Below are 21,374 nucleotides of genomic sequence, written 5' to 3' on the forward strand. Positions count from 1 at the left end.
GGTACATAATTTTTTGTAGCGGGACGACGATGCAAAAGAACGGAACGGAACGATGATACAATTAACCAGGGTCTTTCTGAAAAGCCATGGCATATCGATGACGCGGCGTTCTCCGAGGAAACGTGATAAATAGGTGGCTACCTTAAAATATCCTGTTCCGGTCGGACTTCCAATATTTAACAGTAATATAGCGGTTTTTTGATCTTCCATCAATTTCCTGTTAAAGAGGGGAATATGACTCCCTTTTTGATCAATGCCGATTTTAGGGCTTTTGCCCCGAAACGCGGATTGGAGAGGACTATCTTCTGGTACATGTTGGCAATATCACCTTCGCAATAAGCCATTGATCCCTGTGCAAATATGATAACATCGACTTTTCCGGCGATTTCTCCTGCTTTCGCAGCCATGAGTGCTTTAAATTTTTTCTGGTCGAGCCCAAATGCTCCGTCTAACAGTACTTCTGTTATCTCTATCTGTTTTCCCATTTCTCTGGAAACCCTTGTTAAGGTTCTTTTCGTGGGTGCTATGGCAGTAGGAAATGTGGCCATCACAGCGATCTTTGTTCCTTTTCTGACTGCTTCCCTGCACATCTCTTCATTGATCATAATAATAGGAACTCCCAGGTATTTTGCAGCATCCTGCATGCTGTAAGCAATATCTTCCACTGTCGAACAAATACTCAGGATCGCATCTGCGCCCGACTCTATCGCTTTCATGTATGTCCCGATCAATGTTGCTGCAGGAATAGCGGTAACATAATCTGCTTTTTTGATGTCTTCAAAAACGGACGGTACTTCATAACGCAATACTTCCACATTGGCACCCAATTGCTCTTTCACTTCACGCTCCATGTCTTCCTTCAGCTCCGGTGTCGTCACTGTATAGATCAGCGCTACTTTTACTTTTTTGTTCGGATCGGTTTGTCCATGAACTGTATTGCAGAAAAACCCGTTTAATGGTAACAATCCGATACAGGCCATTAGTACTGTTAATTGGTGTCGAAATTTTAGCTTCTTCATGATGTCTTTATTCGCATAGAATGTGGATTGCAATATTAAAGAAAAAATAGCAAACCTACATTTTGAAATCTGTATTTTGTTCGGAAAATGGAATGGTGATACAAAAAACAACAGACGAATATATAAAGCAATCATGATTTTTCGGAGATGGTTGCAAAGTATATTTTTGAAAAATTATTCGTGGAAAAACGAATAATTTTCCTTGTGTTTTGTGCGGATTATATTCGGGTCATATGCCTTGCTTCAATTCCTTATAAAACCCTTAAAAACAGAATAAATCACCCTGATATTTTACCGGATAATCCCCTGTATTAAAAAAGTTATCAACATTTGTGGTAAAAAGTGGTAGAAAGTGGTAAAAAGTAATTATTTTTACGCCGTATACTATATTTTTTGTAATGACAATATTTACAGGTGAATACGATTGTAAGGTAGATGCAAAAGGACGCATCATGCTGCCTGCCGCATTTCGCAAGCAAATGGGGGAGGTCGACCTGTATCAGTTTGTGATTAAAAAAGATATGTATGAGTCTTGTCTGGAATTGTATACTGCCGAAGAATGGGAGCGGCAAAATAAATTAATTCTGAAAAATACCAATCCGTATGACCCTGAACACCGGCAATTTATCCGCGATTTCAGGATGGGGATTGCCGAGCTGGAGTGCGATCAGACAGGAAGGATACTGGTTCCTGCCCGTTTGCTCAAACAGGCCGGTATAAGCAAAGATGCGGTATTGTCGGGTAGTATCGGTAAGATCGAAATATGGTCACCCGATCTGTACGGCAATAGTGGTGGTGATATGGAAGCTAAACGGGACCGGGCCAAACGGATCATGAGCGGTGCCACCTATAATCTGGATGATGTATGATGTATCATGTACCGGCATTATTGGAAGAAAGTATCGAGGGATTGAATATCCGTCCTGAAGGTACTTATGTCGATGTGACTTTCGGAGGTGGTGGACATTCAAAAGCCATACTGGAGAGGCTAACCTCCGGTCGCCTGGTCGCTTTGGATCAGGATTCGGATGCTTTGGCTAATCGGCCGGATGACCGGCGATTGATCCTTGAACAGGGAAATTTCAGGTTTTTGCGTAATTATCTGGCACACCACGGATACCGGAAGGTAGATGGGATCCTTGCTGATCTGGGCGTTTCGTTTCATCACTTTGATGCTGCCGAACGTGGATTTACTTTCCAGCATGATGCGCCTCTGGATATGCGGATGAACGCATCGGGAAGGATTACCGCGGGTGATGTGTTGAATCAATATCCGGAACATCAGTTGCGGATGATTTTCAGCAAATACGGGGAGGTGCCGAATGCTTCGCGTCTGGCCCGCCAGATCATATCAGCGCGCCTGTCTGGACCCATTGAACGCAACAGTGGCTTGCTGGAAGCAATCCAATCTTGCATTCCACGCGGTGCAGAAAACAAGTACCTGGCAAAAGTATTCCAATCTCTACGCATAGAGGTCAATAGGGAACTGGAAAACCTGAGGTCTCTTTTGCTTCAGAGTCTGGATCTGCTTACAGAAGGTGGGAGGATGGCTGTTATTACCTACCATTCACTGGAAGATAGGCTGGTAAAGAACTTTTTTAAAAACGGATTATTTGAAGGAGAAGCCCCAAAGGATATTTACGGTCATGCCGAAGTTCCTTTCAGGCCGGTGAATACGAAAGTGATCGTGCCGTCAGATGATGAAGTTGCTGTCAACAGCCGTTCACGTAGTGCGAAATTAAGAATTGGCGAACGTTTGTGATCATTAAAAGCGATACCTATGGATGATAAAAGGGTCGAATTTGTCGATGTCAAGAAAGAAAGCGAAGAGTTAAAGGGACGTTCAATCAAGGACTTGTTAAATGGCTCCCTGTTGACCCGTGGTATAATTTTGAAAAATATAGGATTTATTGTATGGTTGACTTTCCTTGGAGTTATATATATAGGGAATCGTTACCATGCCGAACAGGTTGCACGCAACATGAACACCCTTCAGTGGGAAGTAAAGGATCTGCGTGCGGAATCGATCACCACGGCTGCGGAATTAATGAATATCAGCCGGCAGTCACAGGTGGTTCAGATGGTGAAAAATAAACAGATGGATTTAAAAGAATCCGTTGAACCTCCATACAAAATCCAAAAGTAAGACAGGTCGGAGGGAGAACGGATAAAAGAGGTTAAGAACGTGTCTATCAAAAAGGATATATTGTTTCGGATAGCGATTGTTTATTTTCTGGTGGGAATATTAGGCATCGCTATTATTGGTAAAGCAGTATATACACAAGTGTCGGAAGGCGCAGAATTAAAGAAGATGATGGCAAAGAACAGTTTGAAGGACATAACCATTGAACCGAACCGTGGTGACATATTGGCCACGGACGGACGGATATTGGCCACATCGGTTCCGTCATTCGAAATACGTATGGATACACGTGCCACCGGTTTAACCGATGCCATATTTAATTCTAAGATCGATTCGCTGGCACGTTCGCTGGCGAAATTGCCTGGAGGAAAGTCTCCGACGGAATACAAGCGGGATATTGTCAATGCCCGTAAGCGTGGAAACCGTTATTATTTAATTGGTCGCAAGGTCGATTATAATGAACTGAAAGTGATTAAAAAATACCCTATATTCAATCTGGGTCCCAATACCGGAGGGCTGGTGCCTGTACAGGAAAACGTACGGAAACGACCTCACCAGGGACTGGCCGAAAGAACCATCGGTTATCTGACCAAGGAGCCCAATGGGAACTTCCCGGGACTGGAAGGGGCTTATGATGTATACCTTCGTGGAGAAAAAGGGGTAGGGGTCATGCAAAAACTTCCGGGTGGCGCTTTGATGCCTGTGAACGGGATCAATTCAAGTGAACCGAAAGACGGTGGAGATGTCGTTTCTACCATCGATGTCAATATTCAGGATGTGGCGGAAACCAGTTTGCGTAAACGATTGATCCACCACAACGCGCACCATGGGACAGCGGTGGTAATGGAAGTGGCTACCGGTGAAATAAAGGCCATTGTCAATCTTGGTAAAGGAAGGGGTGGTGGATATCATGAAACATATAATTATGCGCTGGGCGAATCCATTGAACCGGGTTCAACGTTCAAACTGATGTCATACATGGTCGCTCTTGAGGACGGCTATATACAACCAACCGACTCCGTCAATAACGGGGCGGGTTCCGCAACCTTCTACGGAAAAAAGGTACACGATGACCAGCGTCGTGCGACATTGGGCTGGCTGACCGTGGAAGAAGCTTTTGCCCATTCGTCCAATGTGAGCATCACAAAGATCATTGATAAGCATTACAGAGGGAAGGAAAAGCAGTTCATCAACCGATTGTATGCCATGAACTTAAATCAGAAATTGGGATTGGAGTTAGGTGGAGAAGGAGAACCGGATATAAAATATCCGGGAAGTACAGGAAGCAGGTATTGGTCGGGACTATCGCTTACCCAAATGGCCTATGGCTATGAAGTTCGTTTGGCACCTATCCATACATTGACCTTCTATAATGCGGTGGCCAACGATGGGAAAATGGTAAAGCCGTTATTCGTGAGGGAATTACGTCAGCATGGTTTTTTAGAACAACGGAAAGATGTGGAAGTGATCAAATCATCCATATCCTCTTCATCAACCATCAATAAAGTAAAAAAGATGATGGAAGCAACGGTTGAATACGGGACTGCCAAACATATTAAGTCTGATTTATACAGTATTGCCGGAAAAACAGGAACCGCACAAATAGCCAACGAGAAATTCGGATACCGGGACAGGAAAAACTATGCTTCATTTGTGGGATATTTTCCGGCTGATAAACCCAAGTATTCCTGTATTGTAGCAATTTATGATCCTGTGGTCAATGGCCGGGGCGGAGGCACAGTAGCCGCTCCTGTATTCCGGGAGATCGCCGATAAAATATATGCCGCAGATCCCGATATGCGTGATGCTTTAAAGCCTGAAAAGCGAGGTGTGATGGTAGATATGCCCTATTCAAAATCAGGATATTTTGCGGATCTGAATTATGTATTCAGGGAATTGAAAATACCTTTTCCTAAAACGTCGTTAGAAAACGGCTGGGTAACCGTTAGTACCAAAGAGACGCAGGTGGAGATAAAAAAACAGGATGTAGAAGAAGATAAAGTGCCTAATGTAGTAGATATGGGCTTAAAAGATGCGCTCTTTTTACTTGAAAAAAGAGGATTACAGGTATCTGTGCGCGGACGTGGAAAAGTAATGTCACAATCCGTTGCCCCGGGAAGTGAAGTGGTTCGTGGACGTACCGTTGTTTTGGAAATGAGTCAATAATGTTGGTGAAATATGAAATTTTTTTGATGTGAAAATACTTGCAGACATCGTTTCAAAAATTCCAGTCATTTCGGTAGTCGGAAATCTTAATGTTCCGATCAAGTCGATTTGTTTTGATTCCCGTAAAACAGCTCCGGGTTGTCTTTTTTTTGCTATCCGGGGAACATCCAGTGATGGGCATGATTACATCCCTGATGTCGTAAAACGTGGGGTATCGGCAATTGTCTGTGAAAAGATGCCCGATGTCGTCCGTCATGGTATCACATATATCATTGTTGGAAGCTCTTCTGAAGCTTTAGGCCTTATCAGCCACGAGTTTTATGATAGCCCTTCGAATCATCTGACCCTCGTAGGCGTAACAGGCACTAACGGGAAAACAACAACAGTTACGTTACTGTACCATCTTTTCCGCACATTAGGCTACAAGACCGGTTTGATTTCGACGGTGGCATATTATGTCAATGACGAAAAGAGTGAAGCATCCCATACTACACCGGATCCTGTCCAATTGAATAAATTACTGCAGCAAATGGTAAAAAAAGGTTGCAGGTACTGTTTTATGGAAGTCAGTTCTCATTCAGTGGTTCAGAACCGTATTGCGGGATTGCATTTTGCAGGAGGTATATTCACCAACCTGACCCATGATCATCTGGATTTTCACCGGACATTTGCCGAATACCTTAAAGCAAAGAAAACCTTTTTCGATCACTTGCCGTCATCTGCTTTTTCCCTGGTGAATAAAGACGACCGCAATGGTCTTGTGATGACGCAAAATACCAGATCTGAGGTAAAGACTTATGCGTTAAAAAATATGGCTGACTTCCGGTGCCGGATAGTAGAGAAACATTTTGACGGAATGTTGCTTCAGGTAGACGGGAAAGAAGTCTGGGTACGTTTTATAGGAGAATTTAATGCATATAATCTTCTGGCTGTATATGCAACAGCCATGCTTCTGGGACGGGAAACACAAGAGGTGTTGACTATATTGAGTACACTATCCCCAGTGGATGGACGATTTGAATTCATCCGTTCGGAAAAGGGGATTACGGCTATTGTCGATTATGCTCATACACCTGATGCATTGGAAAACGTATTAAGGGCCATACACGATATCCTTTCTGATCCTGCCAAACAGGTAATTACCGTAGTGGGTGCCGGAGGAGACCGGGATAAGACCAAACGTCCGGAGATGGCTAAAATAGCTGCAGATAACAGTACCCGTGTGATCCTCACTTCTGATAACCCCCGCAGTGAGGAGCCGGAAAGCATTATCAACGATATGCTTGCAGGCCTGGATGCCGAAGACCGTATTAAAACAATTACGATCACAGATCGTCGGGAAGCCATTCGTGCCGCTTGTATGATGGCGACTCCCGGAGATGTGATATTGGTCGCAGGTAAGGGTCATGAAACATATCAGATAATCAAAGGCGTAAAATCGCATTTTGACGACAGGGAAATAGTACGGGAAGTATTTCAAATACCTAATAAATAAAACAGGAGGAATGTTATATTATCTTTTTACATATTTAGACCAGCATTTTGATTTACCGGGAACCGGAATGTTTAACTATATCTCATTCAGGTCGGCTATGGCATTGATTACATCATTGCTGATCGCCTTGTTTTTTGGTAAAAAGATCATACGTTTCCTGAGAAGAAAACAAGTAGGGGAATCTGTACGTGACCTCGGGCTTGAAGGCCAAATGAGTAAACAGGGAACGCCTACTATGGGCGGGATCATCATTTTGTTGTCGTTGCTGATACCGGTTCTTTTGTTTGGCGATTTATGCAACATATATGTCCTGTTGATGATCATTACAGCAGTATGGCTTGGATTTATCGGGTTCCTTGACGATTATATCAAGGTTTTCAAGAAAGATAAAAAAGGCTTGCATGGGAAATTCAAAATTTTGGGGCAGGTATGCCTGGGCTTGATCGTTGGCCTTACTTTTTATTTTTCGGATGATATCGTTGTTCGTGAACGGGTTCCTGTGGAACAGCCGGCAATTATTCAATCGGCGGATATGCCGGCCCCGGAGAAAGGGTATAAGATGGTAGATATAAAAAGTACTACTACCACGATCCCTTTTGTCAAAGAAAATGAATTCGATTATGCCTGGCTGATCGGATGGATGGGCGAAAAAGCTAAAGACTGGATTTGGTTGGTCATGGTATTGGTCATTATTTTTATTGTGACGGCAGTATCGAACGCCGCCAATATCACTGACGGATTAGACGGATTAACCGCCGGAACATCTTCTATTATAGGGGCAACCCTGGGTATATTGGCTTACCTGTCCGGTAATATCATATTTTCCGACTACCTTAATATAATGTATATACCTTATACGGGAGAATTGGTGATTTTCATCAGTGCATTTATCGGTGCCACAGTCGGATTTTTATGGTACAATACTTATCCGGCCCAGGTTTTTATGGGCGATACGGGAAGTCTTGCTATTGGCGGTATCATAGCCGTATATGCCATTCTTATCCGGAAGGAATTATTGATTCCAGTCTTGTGCGGAATATTCCTTGCCGAAAATATTTCGGTCTTGATGCAGGTCACTTATTTCAAATATACGAAAAAGAAATACGGAGAAGGACGCCGGATCTTTTTAATGGCGCCTTTACACCATCATTACCAGAAAAAAGGATATCCCGAACCGAAAATTGTAACACGTTTCTGGATTGTCGGGATTATTCTGGCAGTTGTTACCATCGCAACATTGAAAATAAGATAACATGAAAAAACTTCTTCAACAATATTAAGTAACCAACATGGATAAAGAACGGATTGTCATATTAGGAGCAGGAGAAAGCGGTGTCGGGGCTGCTATTCTGGCTACAAAACAAGGTTTTGATGTATTTGTTTCAGACTCCGGTGCTATCAAGCCTGAGTACAAATATATGCTGGACAGTCATTATATATTATATGAAGAAGGTAATCATTCAATGGAGATCATCCTTTCTGCCAATGAAGTGATCAAAAGTCCCGGTATACCTGACTCTGCACCTGTTATTCAATCTATTTACGATGCGTATATTCCCATCATTTCTGAAATAGAATTTGCGTCACGGTACACCAAAGCCAAGAAAATATGTATTACAGGAAGTAACGGGAAAACAACCACTACCACATTGATATATTATATGATGCAGCAGGCAGGTATGAATGTGGGAATGGCAGGAAATGTAGGGAAAAGTTTCGCATTACAGGTGGCAGAAGACGATTATGATTATTATGTTCTGGAACTGAGTAGTTTTCAATTGGAAGGGATGCATCAGTTCAAAGCGGATATCGCTATATTGTTGAATATTACTCCGGATCATCTTGACCGGTATGATTACAGCCTTCAAAAATATGTGAATGCTAAAATGCGCATTTTGCAGAACATGACTAAAGAAGAGTTCTTTATTTTTTGTTCGGATGACGAAATCACCATCCGTGAATTGGAAAGTATTGTACTTGCTGCGCAAACCTTACCATTTTCTATTGAAAACAAGCCTTCTCCTGGAGCATACCTGGATAATGACTGGATAAAAGTGGATTTCAGGAAAGATATTTTTTCAATGCCGGTCAATGATTTATCGCTTAAAGGAAAGCACAATATATATAATTCGATGGCAGCGGGTATTGCAGGAAAAGTCCTGGATATACGGAAAGAACATATTCGTTCCGCACTATCCACTTTTCCGGGAGTAGAACACCGGTTGGAAAAAGTGCTTAAAATTAAGGATGTTACCTATATTAATGATTCAAAAGCCACCAATGTCAACTCTACCTGGTATGCTCTGGAAAGTATGGAGACTCCGGTGGTATGGATTGCCGGAGGAACGGATAAAGGTAATGATTACAGTGTCCTGGAAGAATTGGTCGAGAAAAAGGTGCATTTTATGGTTTGCCTTGGAAAAGACAATACAAAACTTATTGAGTCTTTCGGGGAAATTGTTCCCCAGTATGTGGAGGTGCATTCGATGAAAGATGCCGTAAGGGAAGCTTATCAAAAGGCCAATCCGGGAGATACGGTCTTATTGTCTCCGGCATGTGCAAGTTTCGACCTGTTCAATAATTATGAAGACAGGGGAAGACAGTTCAAACAATATGTAAGGGAATTATAAGGAAGAATTCAGGAAAAATGGATTTTTTTAAAAAACACTTCAAAGGCGATCCGAATATCTGGGCCATTATCATAGGTCTCAGTGTTTTTTCGTTGCTGGCGGTGTATAGTTCAACAGGAACATTGGCATATAAATGGTCGGGAGGAAATACGGCCACTTATATCATCCGTCATGGTATATTCCTTTTTGTCGGTTTGTTTGCTGCCTTTATCATCCATAAATTTCCATATAAATATTATGCCCGGCTTTCTCAGATATTGATCCTGTTTATTCCTGTTTTATTGCTGATCACCTTATTGGCAGGTGTAGATGAAAATGACGCGACGCGACGTCTGTCTATTCTCGGAATGACCTTTCAAACTTCGGATCTGGCAAAATTGGTATTGATCATGTTTTTAGCACAAAGGCTGGCGTCCAGACAAAACCAGATTTTGAATTTTAAAGAAACGCTTCTACCCATGTTTATCCTTATCGGGGTCATTTGTGCATTGATCCTTCCGGCCAATTTCAGTACTGCAGCATTACTTTTTCTGACCAGTGTAGTACTCCTGTTTGTCGGGAGAGCTTCTTTCAAACAACTTTCAGGACTTTGCGCCATCACTCTTGTCCTGGTATTGCTGTTGGTGGGCGGACTTTATGGATTACAGAAAGCCGGAGTCAATAATGTGATCACACAAAGGGCTTCTACCTGGGTAAATCGTGTGGAACGATTTTTTTCAGACGAACAGGAAGAAAATGCAGATCTGGTGGAGAACTATCAGCCTTTACAGGCGAAGATAGCTGTAGGTACCAGCGGCTTTTTTGGAAAAGGACCGGGTAATAGTGTGCAACGAAATTTTCTACCTCATCCTTATTCTGATTTTATTTTTGCAATAATTATTGAAGAATGGGGCATACTGGGAGGCATGCTTGTACTTTTCCTTTACCTGAATCTGTTGTACCGGACAGTGTTGATTGTCCGGAAATGTGATAAGACTTTTCCCGCCTTTCTGGCAATAGGATTAGCATTCAGTATCGTATTTCAGGCCATGATCAATATGATGGTGGCCGTAGGCTTAATTCCGGTAACAGGGCAACCTCTTCCGTTGATCAGTATGGGTGGGACATCCATATTGTTCACGGGTATTACTTTTGGAATTATATTAGGGATCAGCAGGGAAGTTAGAGAGCAGGAAGAACGGAAACTCAGGCAGGAAGCCAGAGCTTCCGTATCAGGGGATATTGATCCTGTACCTCAGGCTATTTGAACTCTAATTTATCATGTATAACGTTATGGATGAATCAAATCGAATAAACGACCAAAATCTAGATGCCGCCAAAACCTATCGCCGCGTGATCATTAGTGGGGGAGGTACAGGCGGACATATTTTTCCTGCCATCGCCATAGCTAATGCCTTGTCTGCGAAAGATCCTTCCATCAGAATACTTTTTGTGGGTGCGGAAGGACGCATGGAAATGGAGAAGGTGCCCAAGGCCGGATATAAAATTATCGGATTACCTGTTCGTGGTTTTGATAGAAAAAACCTGTTCAGGAATTTTCGTGTACTATATCTCTTGATAAGAAGTATTTATATTGCAAGAATCATTATAAAACGGTTCCATCCCGATGCAGTAATCGGAGTGGGTGGATATGCCAGTGGGCCAGTATTATACGCTGCTTGTAAAAAAGGTATTCCTACATTGATCCAGGAACAGAATTCCTATGCAGGCGTCACTAATAAATTATTGGCCAAAAAAGTAGATAAAATATGTGTGGCTTATGATGATATGGAGCGTTTTTTCCCGAAGGAGAAGATCATAATTACCGGAAATCCTGTCAGAAGAAGATTAACGGAATGTGTTGTAATGCGTGATCAGAGCATGTTGTTCTTCGATTTCCATGAAGACAAACCTACAATCCTTGTTCTGGGAGGAAGTTTAGGAGCGCGTACGATCAATCAGAGTGTATTAGGTTCTCTTGAACATTTTCCTTCGGATATATATTTGATTTGGCAGACGGGTATTTCTTATTATGAGAAGGCGAAACAGGCTGTTCTGGATAAGCAACTGCATCACCAGATCAAAGTATTCCAGTTCATTGAACGCGTTGATCTGGCTTATACTGCTGCAGACCTGGTTATTTCCCGTGCCGGTGCCAGTACGATATCCGAACTTTGTATCAAGGGAAAACCGTCTATTCTTGTTCCTTCTCCCAATGTTGCCGAAGACCATCAGACCAAGAATGCCATGGCATTGGTCAAAAAAGAGGCCGCTATAATGATTCCTGATGATCAGGCTGTGAAAAAACTAATGGATACAGCGATTTCTACAGTCAGGAATCCTCAGATGCTGGAGCCGCTTTCGGATAATATCCGGGAGTTGGCCAGATTCAATGCTGCACGGAAAATAGCAGATATAGTTATTCAATTAATGGAAGATAAACAATGATACAAAAGGAATTGTTGAATTACAGTAAACGTATCCGTGCCCTGGCCGAAATAGGGTTGACTTATTCTGAAAACCCATACGACCGGGATCGTTATGAAGAACTTAGTTCTATCGGACAACACATGATGAGTCTGCTAAGCGGTCATCCTGTTGAAGTAATTGAACAATTTTTTATTGAAGACCGGGAATACAAAACACCTCAGGTAGACATACGTGCTGTGGTATTTGATGAAGCAGACCGTTTATTATTGGTACGTGAAAAAATTGATGCTAAGTGGTCCCTGCCTGGCGGATGGGCGGATATTGGCTATGCTCCTTCGGAAGTCGCCGTTAAAGAGGTGAAGGAAGAAACCGGATTGGATGTATTGCCCGAAAGGATGATTGCTGTTTTTGATAAGAAGTGCCATCCACATCCTCCACACCTGCATTATGTATATAAATTATTCATAGGATGTAAATTACAGGGTGGGGAAATGCAACCGGCATTTGATACGTTGGATGTGGGTTTTTTTGATAAAAACAATATCCCCGAATTATCTGAAGAAAGGGTAACCAGGGATCAGGTGCAATTGATGTTTGATTACCATCATCACCCGGAAAAACCGGTAGTGTTTGATTAATTAAGTAATATCAATAAGTGAATTTCGTATTTAATGAATGTAATTGATTCGATCAGGGTATTTTAAGAAAATAATGAATAGCACTAAGTGCTTAAAATAGAAATGATGTTGGAATACATACATAAAGTTTATTTTATCGGTATCGGCGGTATCGGTATGAGTGCTTTGGCAAGGTATTTTAAGGCCAAACAATGTGATGTTTGCGGGTACGACCGTGTAGAAACATCACTTACCCGTAAACTTTGCGAGGAAGGTATTCCTGTACATTATTCCGACGATATTGCCTCTATTCCCGAATCATATAAGTCTCAGAAAGAACAGGTGCTGGTGATATATACGCCTGCAGTTCCCACCACTCACAGGGAAATGAATTGGTTCAGGGAAAACGGCTATACCATGATGAAACGTTCGGGAGTACTGGGAATGATTTCGCGGGCTAAAGAGACTATTGCTGTAGCAGGGACACATGGGAAAACCAGTGTATCTACCATGATCGCACATCTGCTGACACAAGCAGGGATTGGTTGTGATGCCTTTCTGGGCGGTATTTCAAAAAATTATCAGACCAATCTTTTACTTTCAGCTACTTCTGAATATCTTGTAGCAGAAGCAGATGAATACGATCGTTCCTTTTTACGTTTATACCCCGGTATAGCTGTCGTTACGGCCATTGATCCGGATCATCTGGACATATACGGTACTTACGAACAGCTCAGGGAAGCTTTTGATCAATTTGTCTCACAGATCAGAAAAGGCGGGATACTGGTTCATAAATACGGTCTGGAAATAAAAACAACCAAAGATATCGAGATATACACTTATTCACTGGATGATTCCCGTGCAGATTTCTATGCGGAAGGAGTACAAATTGAAAATGGTCGGTATTCGGTAAATGTACATACTCCGCATGGCAATATTCATTCTGTACATATCGGGGTTCCTGGAATGGTAAATGTTGAGAATAGTATTGTCGCATTAGCCATTGCAGCTTTGGTTGGCGCAGACCATGAGAAAATAAAAGCAGGGTTGGCCTCTTTTGAAGGCGTACAGCGTCGTTTTGATTACCAAATACGTAGAACTGATATGGTCTATATTGATGATTATGCACATCATCCGGAGGAATTACGGTTTACCATCGAATCAGTCAGGGAGTTATATCCGGGGAAACGGATCACAGGGATCTTTCAGCCGCATCTGTACAGTCGTACCCGTGATTTTGCTGATGGTTTTGCAAAAAGCCTTAGTTTATTGGATGAATTGATTTTGCTTGAAATATATCCGGCGCGCGAAGAGCCGATAGACGGTGTAAGTTCAGGAATAATATTCGAAAAAGTCTCTATCAATGAAAAGATCATGTGCACTAAAGGAGAAATCATTGATATTTTAGGAAAGCACCGGCCTGAAGTATTACTTACTTTAGGCGCCGGCGATATTGATACATTGGTAGTGCCCATTGAAAACCTGTTCAGTAAGGATGATGATAATTAAAATATAGTAATGAAGCGTTTGATCAATATCATATTCTGGGTCGCATTATTGGCTTATTACTTTGTTGCCATGAGCTTTGTCTCCCTGCAACGGGGTGAAGTGATATGCACATCCGTAAATGTGACCATTCTGGACAGTTTACGAAGCCATTTTGTAACTGTACATGATGTTGTTCAGATGATCGAACAATCGGCAAAAAAAGTGAAGGGGAAACCATTGGACAGTATCAATACACTGAAGCTAGAGCACCAGTTGGTACAACATGCGCCGGTACAACGTGCCGAAGTGTACAAAACAATCGATGGCACCCTGCATGTCAACATAGTTCAACGGAAACCGGTATTGCGTGTGATCAACCGCTTCGGAGAAAGTTATTACCTGGATGAAGAAGGGCAGGCTTTGAAACATTCAAACCGTTATAGTGCACATGTGCTGGTAGCCAACGGATATATCAATCAGCGTGCTCCCGGCAAAGAAACATTTAATGTCTGGAAGATGGAAAGTGAGCAAGGGAAGCGAATATTGATCCGGGAATTATTTGAACTGGCTCTGTGGATCAGTGATCATTCTTTCTGGAATGCACAAATCCAACAGGTGTATGTAAATGCGGATGGTGATTTTGAATTGATCCCAAGAGTCGGATCACATATCATTGTATTCGGCCGCTTCGACAAGGCAGATGAAAAATTTTCCAAGTTGGAGTCATTATATCGTAACGGATTGAATGTAAAAGGATGGAATACTTATGATGTCATCAACCTGAAATATGACGGACAAATTGTATGTACTCAGCGATAATATAAACATGTATAAAAATAATCTCAATAAATAATCATTATGGAAAACACACCTCAATATGTGGCCGCGATAGATGTCGGCACCACCAAGATTGTCACCCTGTTGGGGAAGCGCACAGAAAATAAGAAATTGGAAATCGTTGGTTTTTCACGTTCTGATTCGAAAGGAATTCGCCGGGGAGAAGTGCTCAATCCGGAAGAGGCATCCAATGTGGTAAAAGAAACTATTTTCGACCTGCAGCGCCGTACCGGGATCATATTCTCGGAAGTGTTTGTAGGTATAGCCGGGCAGCATATCCGGATATTAAAAAGCAGGAATTATATCAACCGGCCTGTTTATGAAGACAGTATCACCGTTGACGATATCAATCAACTGAAAAGTGATGCCAATAATATTGCTCTTGAGGAAGGTAAAGAGATCATTCATATTTTACCTCAAAGCTATATTGTCGATAATGAGACAGATATCTTTAATCCGGTAGGAATGCTGGGGAAACGTTTGGAAGCCAATTTTAATATTGTAGTGGGCAATATAGATTCCATTAAGAGGATCAGGAAGTGCATTCATAATGCCGGTCTTGATATTCGTGAAATCATACTTGAACCGTTGGCTTCTGCCGATGCCGTGCTCTATGATGAAGAACGTGAATCCGGAGTGGCTTTGGTAGATATCGGAGGGGGAACAACAGACATTGCCGTATTTTATGAAAACGTATTGCGTCACTCGGCTGTCATTCCTTTTGGCGGCTATGTCGTAACCAAGGATATCAAAGATGCCTGTGGCTTAGGCGAACAGGTTGCCGAAGAGGTGAAAGTGCAGTTTGGTATGGCATTGAGCGAAGCGGCTGATGAAAACAAAGTGATTGTCATCCCGGCTAAGGTACCGGGACGTGAACCCAAAGAAATTTCATTCCGCAACCTGGCACACATTATTCAGTCACGTATGGAAGAAATCATTGATGCCATCATGTTTCATATAGAAAATTCCGGCTGTGCAGATAAACTGGGTTCCGGTATTGTGATTACCGGTGGTGGTGCTATGTTAAAACATCTAAAACAGTTATTTCATTACCGTACAGGTATGGATGTCCGTATCGGTTATCCCGGGGAACAGCTGTCAGGTGATGCGGAAGCCATTAATGAGCCTCGCTATGCCACAGGGATCGGCCTGTTGATGAAAGGGTTCTGCCATATGGATGAATACCAATGGGAAATGGCAACCACCTTACAGGCGGAAAAGGAAGCACAAGAAGAACGGAAAAGGCAGGAACAGGAAATGGATAAGGAAGAAGTGATGGAAGAAGCAGATGTAAATGATTCGGGTTCGAAGATCAAAAAGCCCAGGAGAAAGATATCATTTGATGGATTTAAGGAAAGTATTATCGGGTATTTTAATGCAGAGCCGGATAGTGAAATGTAATCGGTAGATAAGGGACATGACCAGGCAAATGTATCAGATGCTGAAAAGCAATATTTATGTACAATTGATTAAGAGGATATTGGTTGTATATCTCTTATTTACATTGTGCCGTTTGGTATTTTACTGGTACAACTATGATCTGTACCAGGAACGGACATTTGCCCAGCTATGGACCATTTTTACCGGGGGATTGCTTTTTGACACAACAGCCATCCTTTATACCAACATACTGTATATTTTAATGTTCCTGATCCCGTTTAAATTCAGGTACAATAAAACATATCAGGGAGTTGCCAAATACCTGTATCTGATCACTAACGGCATTGCATTGGCTGCCAACTGTATTGATATTGTTTATTTCCGCTTTACCTTGCGACGGACGACTTTCGATATTTTCAGGGAGTTCTCTCATGGTGAGAAGATCGGGAATGTTTTTGCCAACGCTTTTATTGATCACTGGTACCTGGTGTTGTTCTTCATAGCTATCATCGTTCTGATGGTTTTTCTATATGGACGTCCGATTGAGAAGTCGTCCGTACTGATCAGAAATCCATTCATTTATTATCCGGCATGTCTGGTGGGAATGGCGTTAGGTGTTGGTATCGTGGTGATCGGACTGCGTGGAGGAGTACGTCACAGTACAAGGCCTATTACGCTGAGTAATGCCGGAGAGTACGTACAGGAACCTATTGACGTTCCTTTGGTATTGAATACCCCGTTCTCTATTTATAAAACCATAGAGCGGAGAGGAATGACTCCGTTAAAGTATTTTGATGACGAACAGGTGATGGAACGGATATATACACCGGTTCATATGCCTTCGGACAGCGTGGGGGCATTCAATCATATGAATGTGATGGTGATCATTCTGGAAAGTTTTGGTAAAGAACATTCCGGATTTTACAATAAAGAATTGGACGGCGGCACTTATCAGGGATATACTCCTTTTTTGGATTCACTGGCATCCCAAAGCCTTACATTTGAATTTTCATACGGGAACGGCTCAAAATCCATTGATGCTTTGGCTTCTACACTTGCTGGTATTCCGGCTATACCGCAACCATTTGTGTTATCTCCCCATTTTAATAATACCATCAGGGCGTTGCCTTTGCTCCTAAAAGAGAAAGGTTACGAAACAGCTTTCTTTTGCGGACAACCGAACAGCGCCATGGGTTTTTGGGCATTCTGTAAGCTGATGGGCTTTAACCGCCAGTTTGGAATGACCGAATATGGAAATAATGATGATTATGATGGCATATGGGGAATTTGGGATGAAGAGTTTTTACAGTTTACAGCAAAAGAAATGTCGGGATTATCCGAACCTTTTTTGAGTACTTTGTTTACCATCAGTTCCCATCATCCGTTTCGCGTTCCCGAACGTTATGAGAATGTATTTGAGCCCGGGCCGCTCCCGATCCATCGTTGTATCCGTTATACCGATTATTCGTTGAAACGGTTTTTTGAAACTGCTTCCCGGCAACCATGGTACAATCAGACATTATTTGTCCTGGTGGCCGACCACATCAATGGGATTGTCCATGATGAATACAAACCTACTCCGGAAATGTTTGCTATTCCCGTTATTTTTTACAAACCTGACGGAAGCCTGAAAGAATACAGGCATAGTGTTTCCCAACAGATTGACATCATGCCAACTGTATTGGGTCTTCTGAATTATGATCAACCCTACCTTTCTTTCGGTTTTGATGTGAACCGGACACAGGACAGGTTTGCGATTAATTATACCAATGGCTATTATCAGCTATATTCCGATAAATATGTATTGGTATTTGACGGAAAAGAAACTACCGGACTCTATCAGCTGAGGACAGATATGTCTCACAATTTTGCAGGAGAATTACCGGAAATTCAGGAAGAAATGGAACAGAAGGCAAAAGCCTTTCTTCAACAATATACTACCCGTATGGTAGAAAATCGTTTAACAGTAAAACCTTAAAACAAAAGATATGGAAATAGATGATTTGAACATAGGCTGGATAGAAAATAGATCATCCATTATAAAAGTGATCGGTGTCGGAGGCGGAGGTGGAAATGCCGTTTCGTATATGTACCGGCAGGGAATTCATAACGTTAATTTCGTAATATGTAATACCGATGCACAAGCATTAAAAGAAAGCCCGGTTCCTATAAAGATACAATTAGGGAAGGGCAGGACAGAAGGCCTTGGCGCCGGGAATAAACCGGAAGTAGGACGTGAAGCCGCATTGGACTCATTAGAAGAAATACGCGAAGTTCTGGACACGGGAACTAAAATGGTGTTTGTTACTGCAGGCATGGGCGGTGGAACAGGTACAGGCGCAGCACCTGTCATTGCCCGTATCGCTAAGGAAATGAACATTCTCACTGTGGCCATTGTAACCATTCCGTTCCGGTTTGAAGGACCGCAACGATTCAAGCAGGCCATTGAAGGGATCAATGAACTTAAGGAGCACGTTGATTCGTTGTTGATCATCAACAATGAAAAACTTCGTGAGATGTATGGTAACCTAAGGGTTTCCGAAGCATTTTCCAGAGCCGATGATGTGTTGACAATGGCGGCCAAGGGTATTGCCGAGCTGATCACACTTCCGGGAACGGTCAATGTTGACTTTGCCGATGTAAGTACGATCATGAGTAATGGTGGTATTACTGTGATGGGATCTGCAAAAGCCTCCGGAGAAAATCGTGCGCGTGAAGCGGTCGAAACAGCATTGAATTCGCCGCTACTCAATAACAACGATATTACGGGAGCACGTCATATTCTGTTGAATATTACATCAGGGGTGGGAGATAACGAAGTCTCCATGGATGAATTGATCGAGATTACCGATTATGTAACACGTTCGGCAAAGAGTTCATTAATGATTTGGGGTGCCGGAAATGATGAGAATCTGGGAGATGCGGTTACTGTCACCATTGTTGCCACTAATTTCCCTGTAAATTGTTTTCCTGAACTGGAATTGACCGGTAAACCAAACAGGGAAAAGATACAGGTGCAGATCGGTGATCAGGCGGAACTTTCTTCCGGAAAAGAAGATTTTCAGACGAATACCCAGAGCTCATATATTATCAAGGATAAGTCGACAGTGACACAAACCAAAATAGACTGGGAAATACCGGGGACTCAGGTGACAGATACTGTGGAACGTGTTCGTTCTGCACCTTCTATTGTTGATGAAAATGCCAATATTGATGAGTTGGAGAATGTTCCTGCCTACATCCGGAAGAAGGTTAAAATTGATAATCAGGCTCCCGGTTCGGAAAATGAGGTATCAAAGTATACATTAAGCTCGGATGAAGAAACCAATACGGTACGACTCAGAGATAACAACTCTTATTTGTATGATGTGGTAGATTAGAGGTCGGCATGATGCCTGTTTTGTGACCTTTTTTCAATCATATAATGTACTTATTTACTTTAATGTGAATAGTATCTTACTCTTTGATATTTCATTTTTTATCAGAGGTGTTTAGATATATTTCACTTTTACTGATTAGTTCATTATTAATGAAGTTGATGTATCTGTTAAGATAAGATCCTTTGGAAACATTATTTCATTATAAATAATTAGTGTTATGGTTGAAATAATATGCAAATAAGAAGAATGATTACTGAGGATGTGGCTTTAATAACTTTCTATGAGTATCTCATCTTGAATCACTGCACGTTTTTTAGCCTCAAAACGTTCTTTGTCAGCATTGGCTAATTCCCAGATAAGGAGAAATGCCAGCCTGGTCCTTTTCCATGCTCCGTTAAAATCGATCAGCTCATAATCATCAGTCGGCTTGTGGTAATCTTTATGTTCACCGCTTGTAAACATGATAGAGGGGACTCCTTTTTGTGCGAAATTATATTGGTCGGAACGACTGAAATAACGTTGGATGTCACCTGGGGAAGTGTATGTATAGTCCAGGGTTAATCTTAATGAATTCTTATTGATCTCTTCTACCAATCCGGTCAGGTTTCCACTCATTGTTTTGTGGTTCACCAGATATACATAATTATTGTCTCTGGTTTCGTAGTCATACGATACTCTCCCTACCATATCGATATTTACGCAGGCTATTGTTTTTTCAAGCGGATATAAAGGATGTTCCGCATAATATTGGGATCCGTACAGCCCTTTTTCTTCGGCAGCGGGAAAAAGGATAATAACAGAACGCCGGGGGCCTTTTCCTTCTTTTTTGGCTTTGGCTAAAACGGAAGCTATTTCCAGTACGGACGATACACCGGAAGCATTGTCGTCAGCACCATTATATACCGTATTATAAGGTTTCCCATCATGATCATGGTGTGCGGAAATGACCACGTATTCATCTTTCAGATCACTTCCTTCGATGAATCCTATGACATTATTTGCTTTCGCATCCAGGTATCTATTGTTTCCGTTAAATATAACAGTCTTGTCTATTTTTACCGATGGCGGTGCACCTGTTTTTTCAACTTCATAAGCGATCTGCTTTACCGTTTTTCCTGTAGGTTCCAGGATTTTATTCGCTAATCTTTCATTGACGAATAATTCAGGGATGCTTTCTTTTTCATCGCGAAATAGAATTTGTTTGTACGAATGGCTGGAATAGGTGCGGAAATCCTGTCTGACACGTATGATCACCTTAGGACGCTTTGCAGTAAGGTAATCTTCCGACTTCGGATGAATGGCATAGTTCAACCCGAATTTGTTTACCGGTTGGTCGTTCAGCATCATGATCACCTTTCCGCTAATATCAACGCTTTCGAAATCATTGTAGGTAGCAGAGTAGACCCCGTATCCGACAAATAACAGATGATCGGAACTGATGATAGTATCATGCATTATCATATTCTCATAAGAATAATCTTCCTGATAGTCAAAGTTATCCAAAAAAAAGCATTTATTCCCCTTTTCCCGGACTTTTGCTCCTATGTTCTGTATATAAGATCCGTTATTTCCGGCAGGAATCTTTTTGTCTTTCAGGTATTCTGAAATATAACTGACGGTCAGTTCACCGCCTTTTTCTCCGGTCCCACGCCCTTCAAATTCATCGGAAGCAAGTCTGGCCAAGGTAACTTTCATGTTGGATGAATCGATCAGTGAGGCATAGTGCAAGGCTGTTTTATCCTGACCAAAAACAACTATGGGAACAAGAAGAAATAATATGGAAATAATGTGTGTTTTCATTGGAGATTAA

18 protein-coding genes are annotated in these 21,374 nt (G+C 42.0%); 15 read left to right on the forward strand and 3 right to left on the reverse strand.

The annotated features are described in order from the left end of the window. Both LBQ60_13220 and LBQ60_13225 read right to left on the reverse strand, forming a co-directional pair. On the reverse strand, positions 1 to 210 hold a 210-nt coding region (locus tag LBQ60_13220; protein MDR2038877.1), incomplete at its 3' end, for a ferrochelatase. Then, the gene (locus LBQ60_13225; GenBank protein MDR2038878.1) at positions 210 to 1,019 is read right to left on the reverse strand and encodes an aspartate/glutamate racemase family protein; all 810 of its coding nucleotides are present in this window, start codon (positions 1,017 to 1,019) and stop codon (positions 210 to 212) included. The genes LBQ60_13220 and LBQ60_13225, both read right to left, overlap by 1 nt. A gap of 398 nt (positions 1,020 to 1,417) precedes the next feature. On the opposite strand from LBQ60_13225, the gene LBQ60_13230 reads away from it, so the two are divergent. From LBQ60_13230 to ftsZ, 15 genes are all read left to right on the forward strand, one after another. Next, positions 1,418 to 1,888, forward strand: a complete 471-nt coding sequence (locus LBQ60_13230; protein ID MDR2038879.1) for a division/cell wall cluster transcriptional repressor MraZ — start codon at positions 1,418 to 1,420, stop codon at positions 1,886 to 1,888. Further along, positions 1,885 to 2,781, forward strand: a complete 897-nt coding sequence (gene rsmH, locus LBQ60_13235; GenBank protein MDR2038880.1) for a 16S rRNA (cytosine(1402)-N(4))-methyltransferase RsmH — start codon at positions 1,885 to 1,887, stop codon at positions 2,779 to 2,781. The genes LBQ60_13230 and rsmH overlap by 4 nt, the downstream gene beginning before the upstream one ends. Before the next feature lie 18 nt (positions 2,782 to 2,799). After that, positions 2,800 to 3,165 (forward strand): hypothetical protein, encoded by a 366-nt coding sequence (locus LBQ60_13240; protein MDR2038881.1) that lies wholly within the window; start codon positions 2,800 to 2,802, stop codon positions 3,163 to 3,165. A 39-nt stretch (positions 3,166 to 3,204) separates the two neighbouring features. After that, positions 3,205 to 5,328 (forward strand): transpeptidase family protein, encoded by a 2,124-nt coding sequence (locus LBQ60_13245; GenBank protein ID MDR2038882.1) that lies wholly within the window; start codon positions 3,205 to 3,207, stop codon positions 5,326 to 5,328. A 28-nt stretch (positions 5,329 to 5,356) separates the two neighbouring features. Further along, on the forward strand, positions 5,357 to 6,823 hold the full coding sequence (locus LBQ60_13250) for a UDP-N-acetylmuramoyl-L-alanyl-D-glutamate--2,6-diaminopimelate ligase (GenBank protein ID MDR2038883.1): 1,467 nt from the start codon (positions 5,357 to 5,359) through the stop codon (positions 6,821 to 6,823). A 10-nt stretch (positions 6,824 to 6,833) separates the two neighbouring features. Then, positions 6,834 to 8,075, forward strand: coding sequence for a phospho-N-acetylmuramoyl-pentapeptide-transferase (gene mraY, locus LBQ60_13255; GenBank protein MDR2038884.1), 1,242 nt, complete (start codon positions 6,834 to 6,836; stop codon positions 8,073 to 8,075). Between the two features lie 37 nt (positions 8,076 to 8,112). Beyond that, positions 8,113 to 9,453 carry a UDP-N-acetylmuramoyl-L-alanine--D-glutamate ligase gene (gene murD / locus LBQ60_13260; GenBank protein ID MDR2038885.1) on the forward strand — a complete coding sequence of 447 codons (1,341 nt, stop codon included), beginning with the start codon at positions 8,113 to 8,115 and terminating at the stop codon, positions 9,451 to 9,453. A 17-nt stretch (positions 9,454 to 9,470) separates the two neighbouring features. Next, positions 9,471 to 10,700: an FtsW/RodA/SpoVE family cell cycle protein gene (locus LBQ60_13265; GenBank protein ID MDR2038886.1), complete on the forward strand. Its 1,230-nt coding sequence runs from the start codon at positions 9,471 to 9,473 to the stop codon at positions 10,698 to 10,700. 25 nt (positions 10,701 to 10,725) lie between these two features. Further along, entirely contained in the window at positions 10,726 to 11,880 is a 1,155-nt protein-coding gene (murG, locus tag LBQ60_13270) for an undecaprenyldiphospho-muramoylpentapeptide beta-N-acetylglucosaminyltransferase (GenBank protein MDR2038887.1), read from the forward strand. Beyond that, positions 11,877 to 12,500: an NUDIX hydrolase gene (locus LBQ60_13275; GenBank protein ID MDR2038888.1), complete on the forward strand. Its 624-nt coding sequence runs from the start codon at positions 11,877 to 11,879 to the stop codon at positions 12,498 to 12,500. Before murG ends, LBQ60_13275 begins: the two co-directional genes overlap by 4 nt. A 102-nt stretch (positions 12,501 to 12,602) precedes the next feature. After that, the gene (gene murC, locus LBQ60_13280) at positions 12,603 to 13,988 is read left to right on the forward strand and encodes a UDP-N-acetylmuramate--L-alanine ligase (protein MDR2038889.1); all 1,386 of its coding nucleotides are present in this window, start codon (positions 12,603 to 12,605) and stop codon (positions 13,986 to 13,988) included. Between the two features lie 9 nt (positions 13,989 to 13,997). Beyond that, positions 13,998 to 14,786 (forward strand): hypothetical protein, encoded by a 789-nt coding sequence (locus LBQ60_13285; protein ID MDR2038890.1) that lies wholly within the window; start codon positions 13,998 to 14,000, stop codon positions 14,784 to 14,786. Between the two features lie 39 nt (positions 14,787 to 14,825). Continuing rightward, positions 14,826 to 16,205: a cell division protein FtsA gene (gene ftsA, locus LBQ60_13290; protein MDR2038891.1), complete on the forward strand. Its 1,380-nt coding sequence runs from the start codon at positions 14,826 to 14,828 to the stop codon at positions 16,203 to 16,205. A gap of 16 nt (positions 16,206 to 16,221) precedes the next feature. After that, on the forward strand, positions 16,222 to 18,162 hold the full coding sequence (locus LBQ60_13295; protein MDR2038892.1) for a sulfatase-like hydrolase/transferase: 1,941 nt from the start codon (positions 16,222 to 16,224) through the stop codon (positions 18,160 to 18,162). 10 nt (positions 18,163 to 18,172) lie between these two features. Continuing rightward, a complete protein-coding gene (ftsZ, locus tag LBQ60_13300; protein ID MDR2038893.1) occupies positions 18,173 to 19,564 on the forward strand; it encodes a cell division protein FtsZ in 1,392 nt (463 codons plus the stop codon). 267 nt (positions 19,565 to 19,831) lie between these two features. Here ftsZ and LBQ60_13305 read toward each other — a convergent pair whose 3' ends face one another. Further along, the gene (locus tag LBQ60_13305; protein ID MDR2038894.1) at positions 19,832 to 21,364 is read right to left on the reverse strand and encodes a M28 family peptidase; all 1,533 of its coding nucleotides are present in this window, start codon (positions 21,362 to 21,364) and stop codon (positions 19,832 to 19,834) included. Positions 21,365 to 21,374: the final 10 nt, after the last annotated feature.

It is taken from the genome of Bacteroidales bacterium (assembly GCA_031275285.1).
Taxonomy (GTDB): domain Bacteria; phylum Bacteroidota; class Bacteroidia; order Bacteroidales; family UBA4181; genus JAIRLS01.

Bases quoted from the DNA above. Each gene is read 5' to 3' on its own strand.
- rsmH (MDR2038880.1), top strand. From the start codon at position 1,885: ATGATGTATCATGTACCGGCATTATTGGAAGAAAGTATCGAGGGATTG.
- mraY (MDR2038884.1), top strand. From the start codon at position 6,834: ATGTTATATTATCTTTTTACATATTTAGACCAGCATTTTGATTTACCG.
- LBQ60_13265 (MDR2038886.1), top strand. From the start codon at position 9,471: ATGGATTTTTTTAAAAAACACTTCAAAGGCGATCCGAATATCTGGGCC.
- ftsZ (MDR2038893.1), top strand. From the start codon at position 18,173: ATGGAAATAGATGATTTGAACATAGGCTGGATAGAAAATAGATCATCC.
- LBQ60_13230 (MDR2038879.1), top strand. From the start codon at position 1,418: ATGACAATATTTACAGGTGAATACGATTGTAAGGTAGATGCAAAAGGA.
- murD (MDR2038885.1), top strand. From the start codon at position 8,113: ATGGATAAAGAACGGATTGTCATATTAGGAGCAGGAGAAAGCGGTGTC.
- murC (MDR2038889.1), top strand. From the start codon at position 12,603: ATGATGTTGGAATACATACATAAAGTTTATTTTATCGGTATCGGCGGT.
- murG (MDR2038887.1), top strand. From the start codon at position 10,726: ATGGATGAATCAAATCGAATAAACGACCAAAATCTAGATGCCGCCAAA.
- LBQ60_13240 (MDR2038881.1), top strand. From the start codon at position 2,800: ATGGATGATAAAAGGGTCGAATTTGTCGATGTCAAGAAAGAAAGCGAA.
- ftsA (MDR2038891.1), top strand. From the start codon at position 14,826: ATGGAAAACACACCTCAATATGTGGCCGCGATAGATGTCGGCACCACC.
- LBQ60_13285 (MDR2038890.1), top strand. From the start codon at position 13,998: ATGAAGCGTTTGATCAATATCATATTCTGGGTCGCATTATTGGCTTAT.
- LBQ60_13275 (MDR2038888.1), top strand. From the start codon at position 11,877: ATGATACAAAAGGAATTGTTGAATTACAGTAAACGTATCCGTGCCCTG.
- LBQ60_13305 (MDR2038894.1), bottom strand. From the start codon at position 21,364: ATGAAAACACACATTATTTCCATATTATTTCTTCTTGTTCCCATAGTT.
- LBQ60_13225 (MDR2038878.1), bottom strand. From the start codon at position 1,019: ATGAAGAAGCTAAAATTTCGACACCAATTAACAGTACTAATGGCCTGT.
- LBQ60_13295 (MDR2038892.1), top strand. From the start codon at position 16,222: ATGACCAGGCAAATGTATCAGATGCTGAAAAGCAATATTTATGTACAA.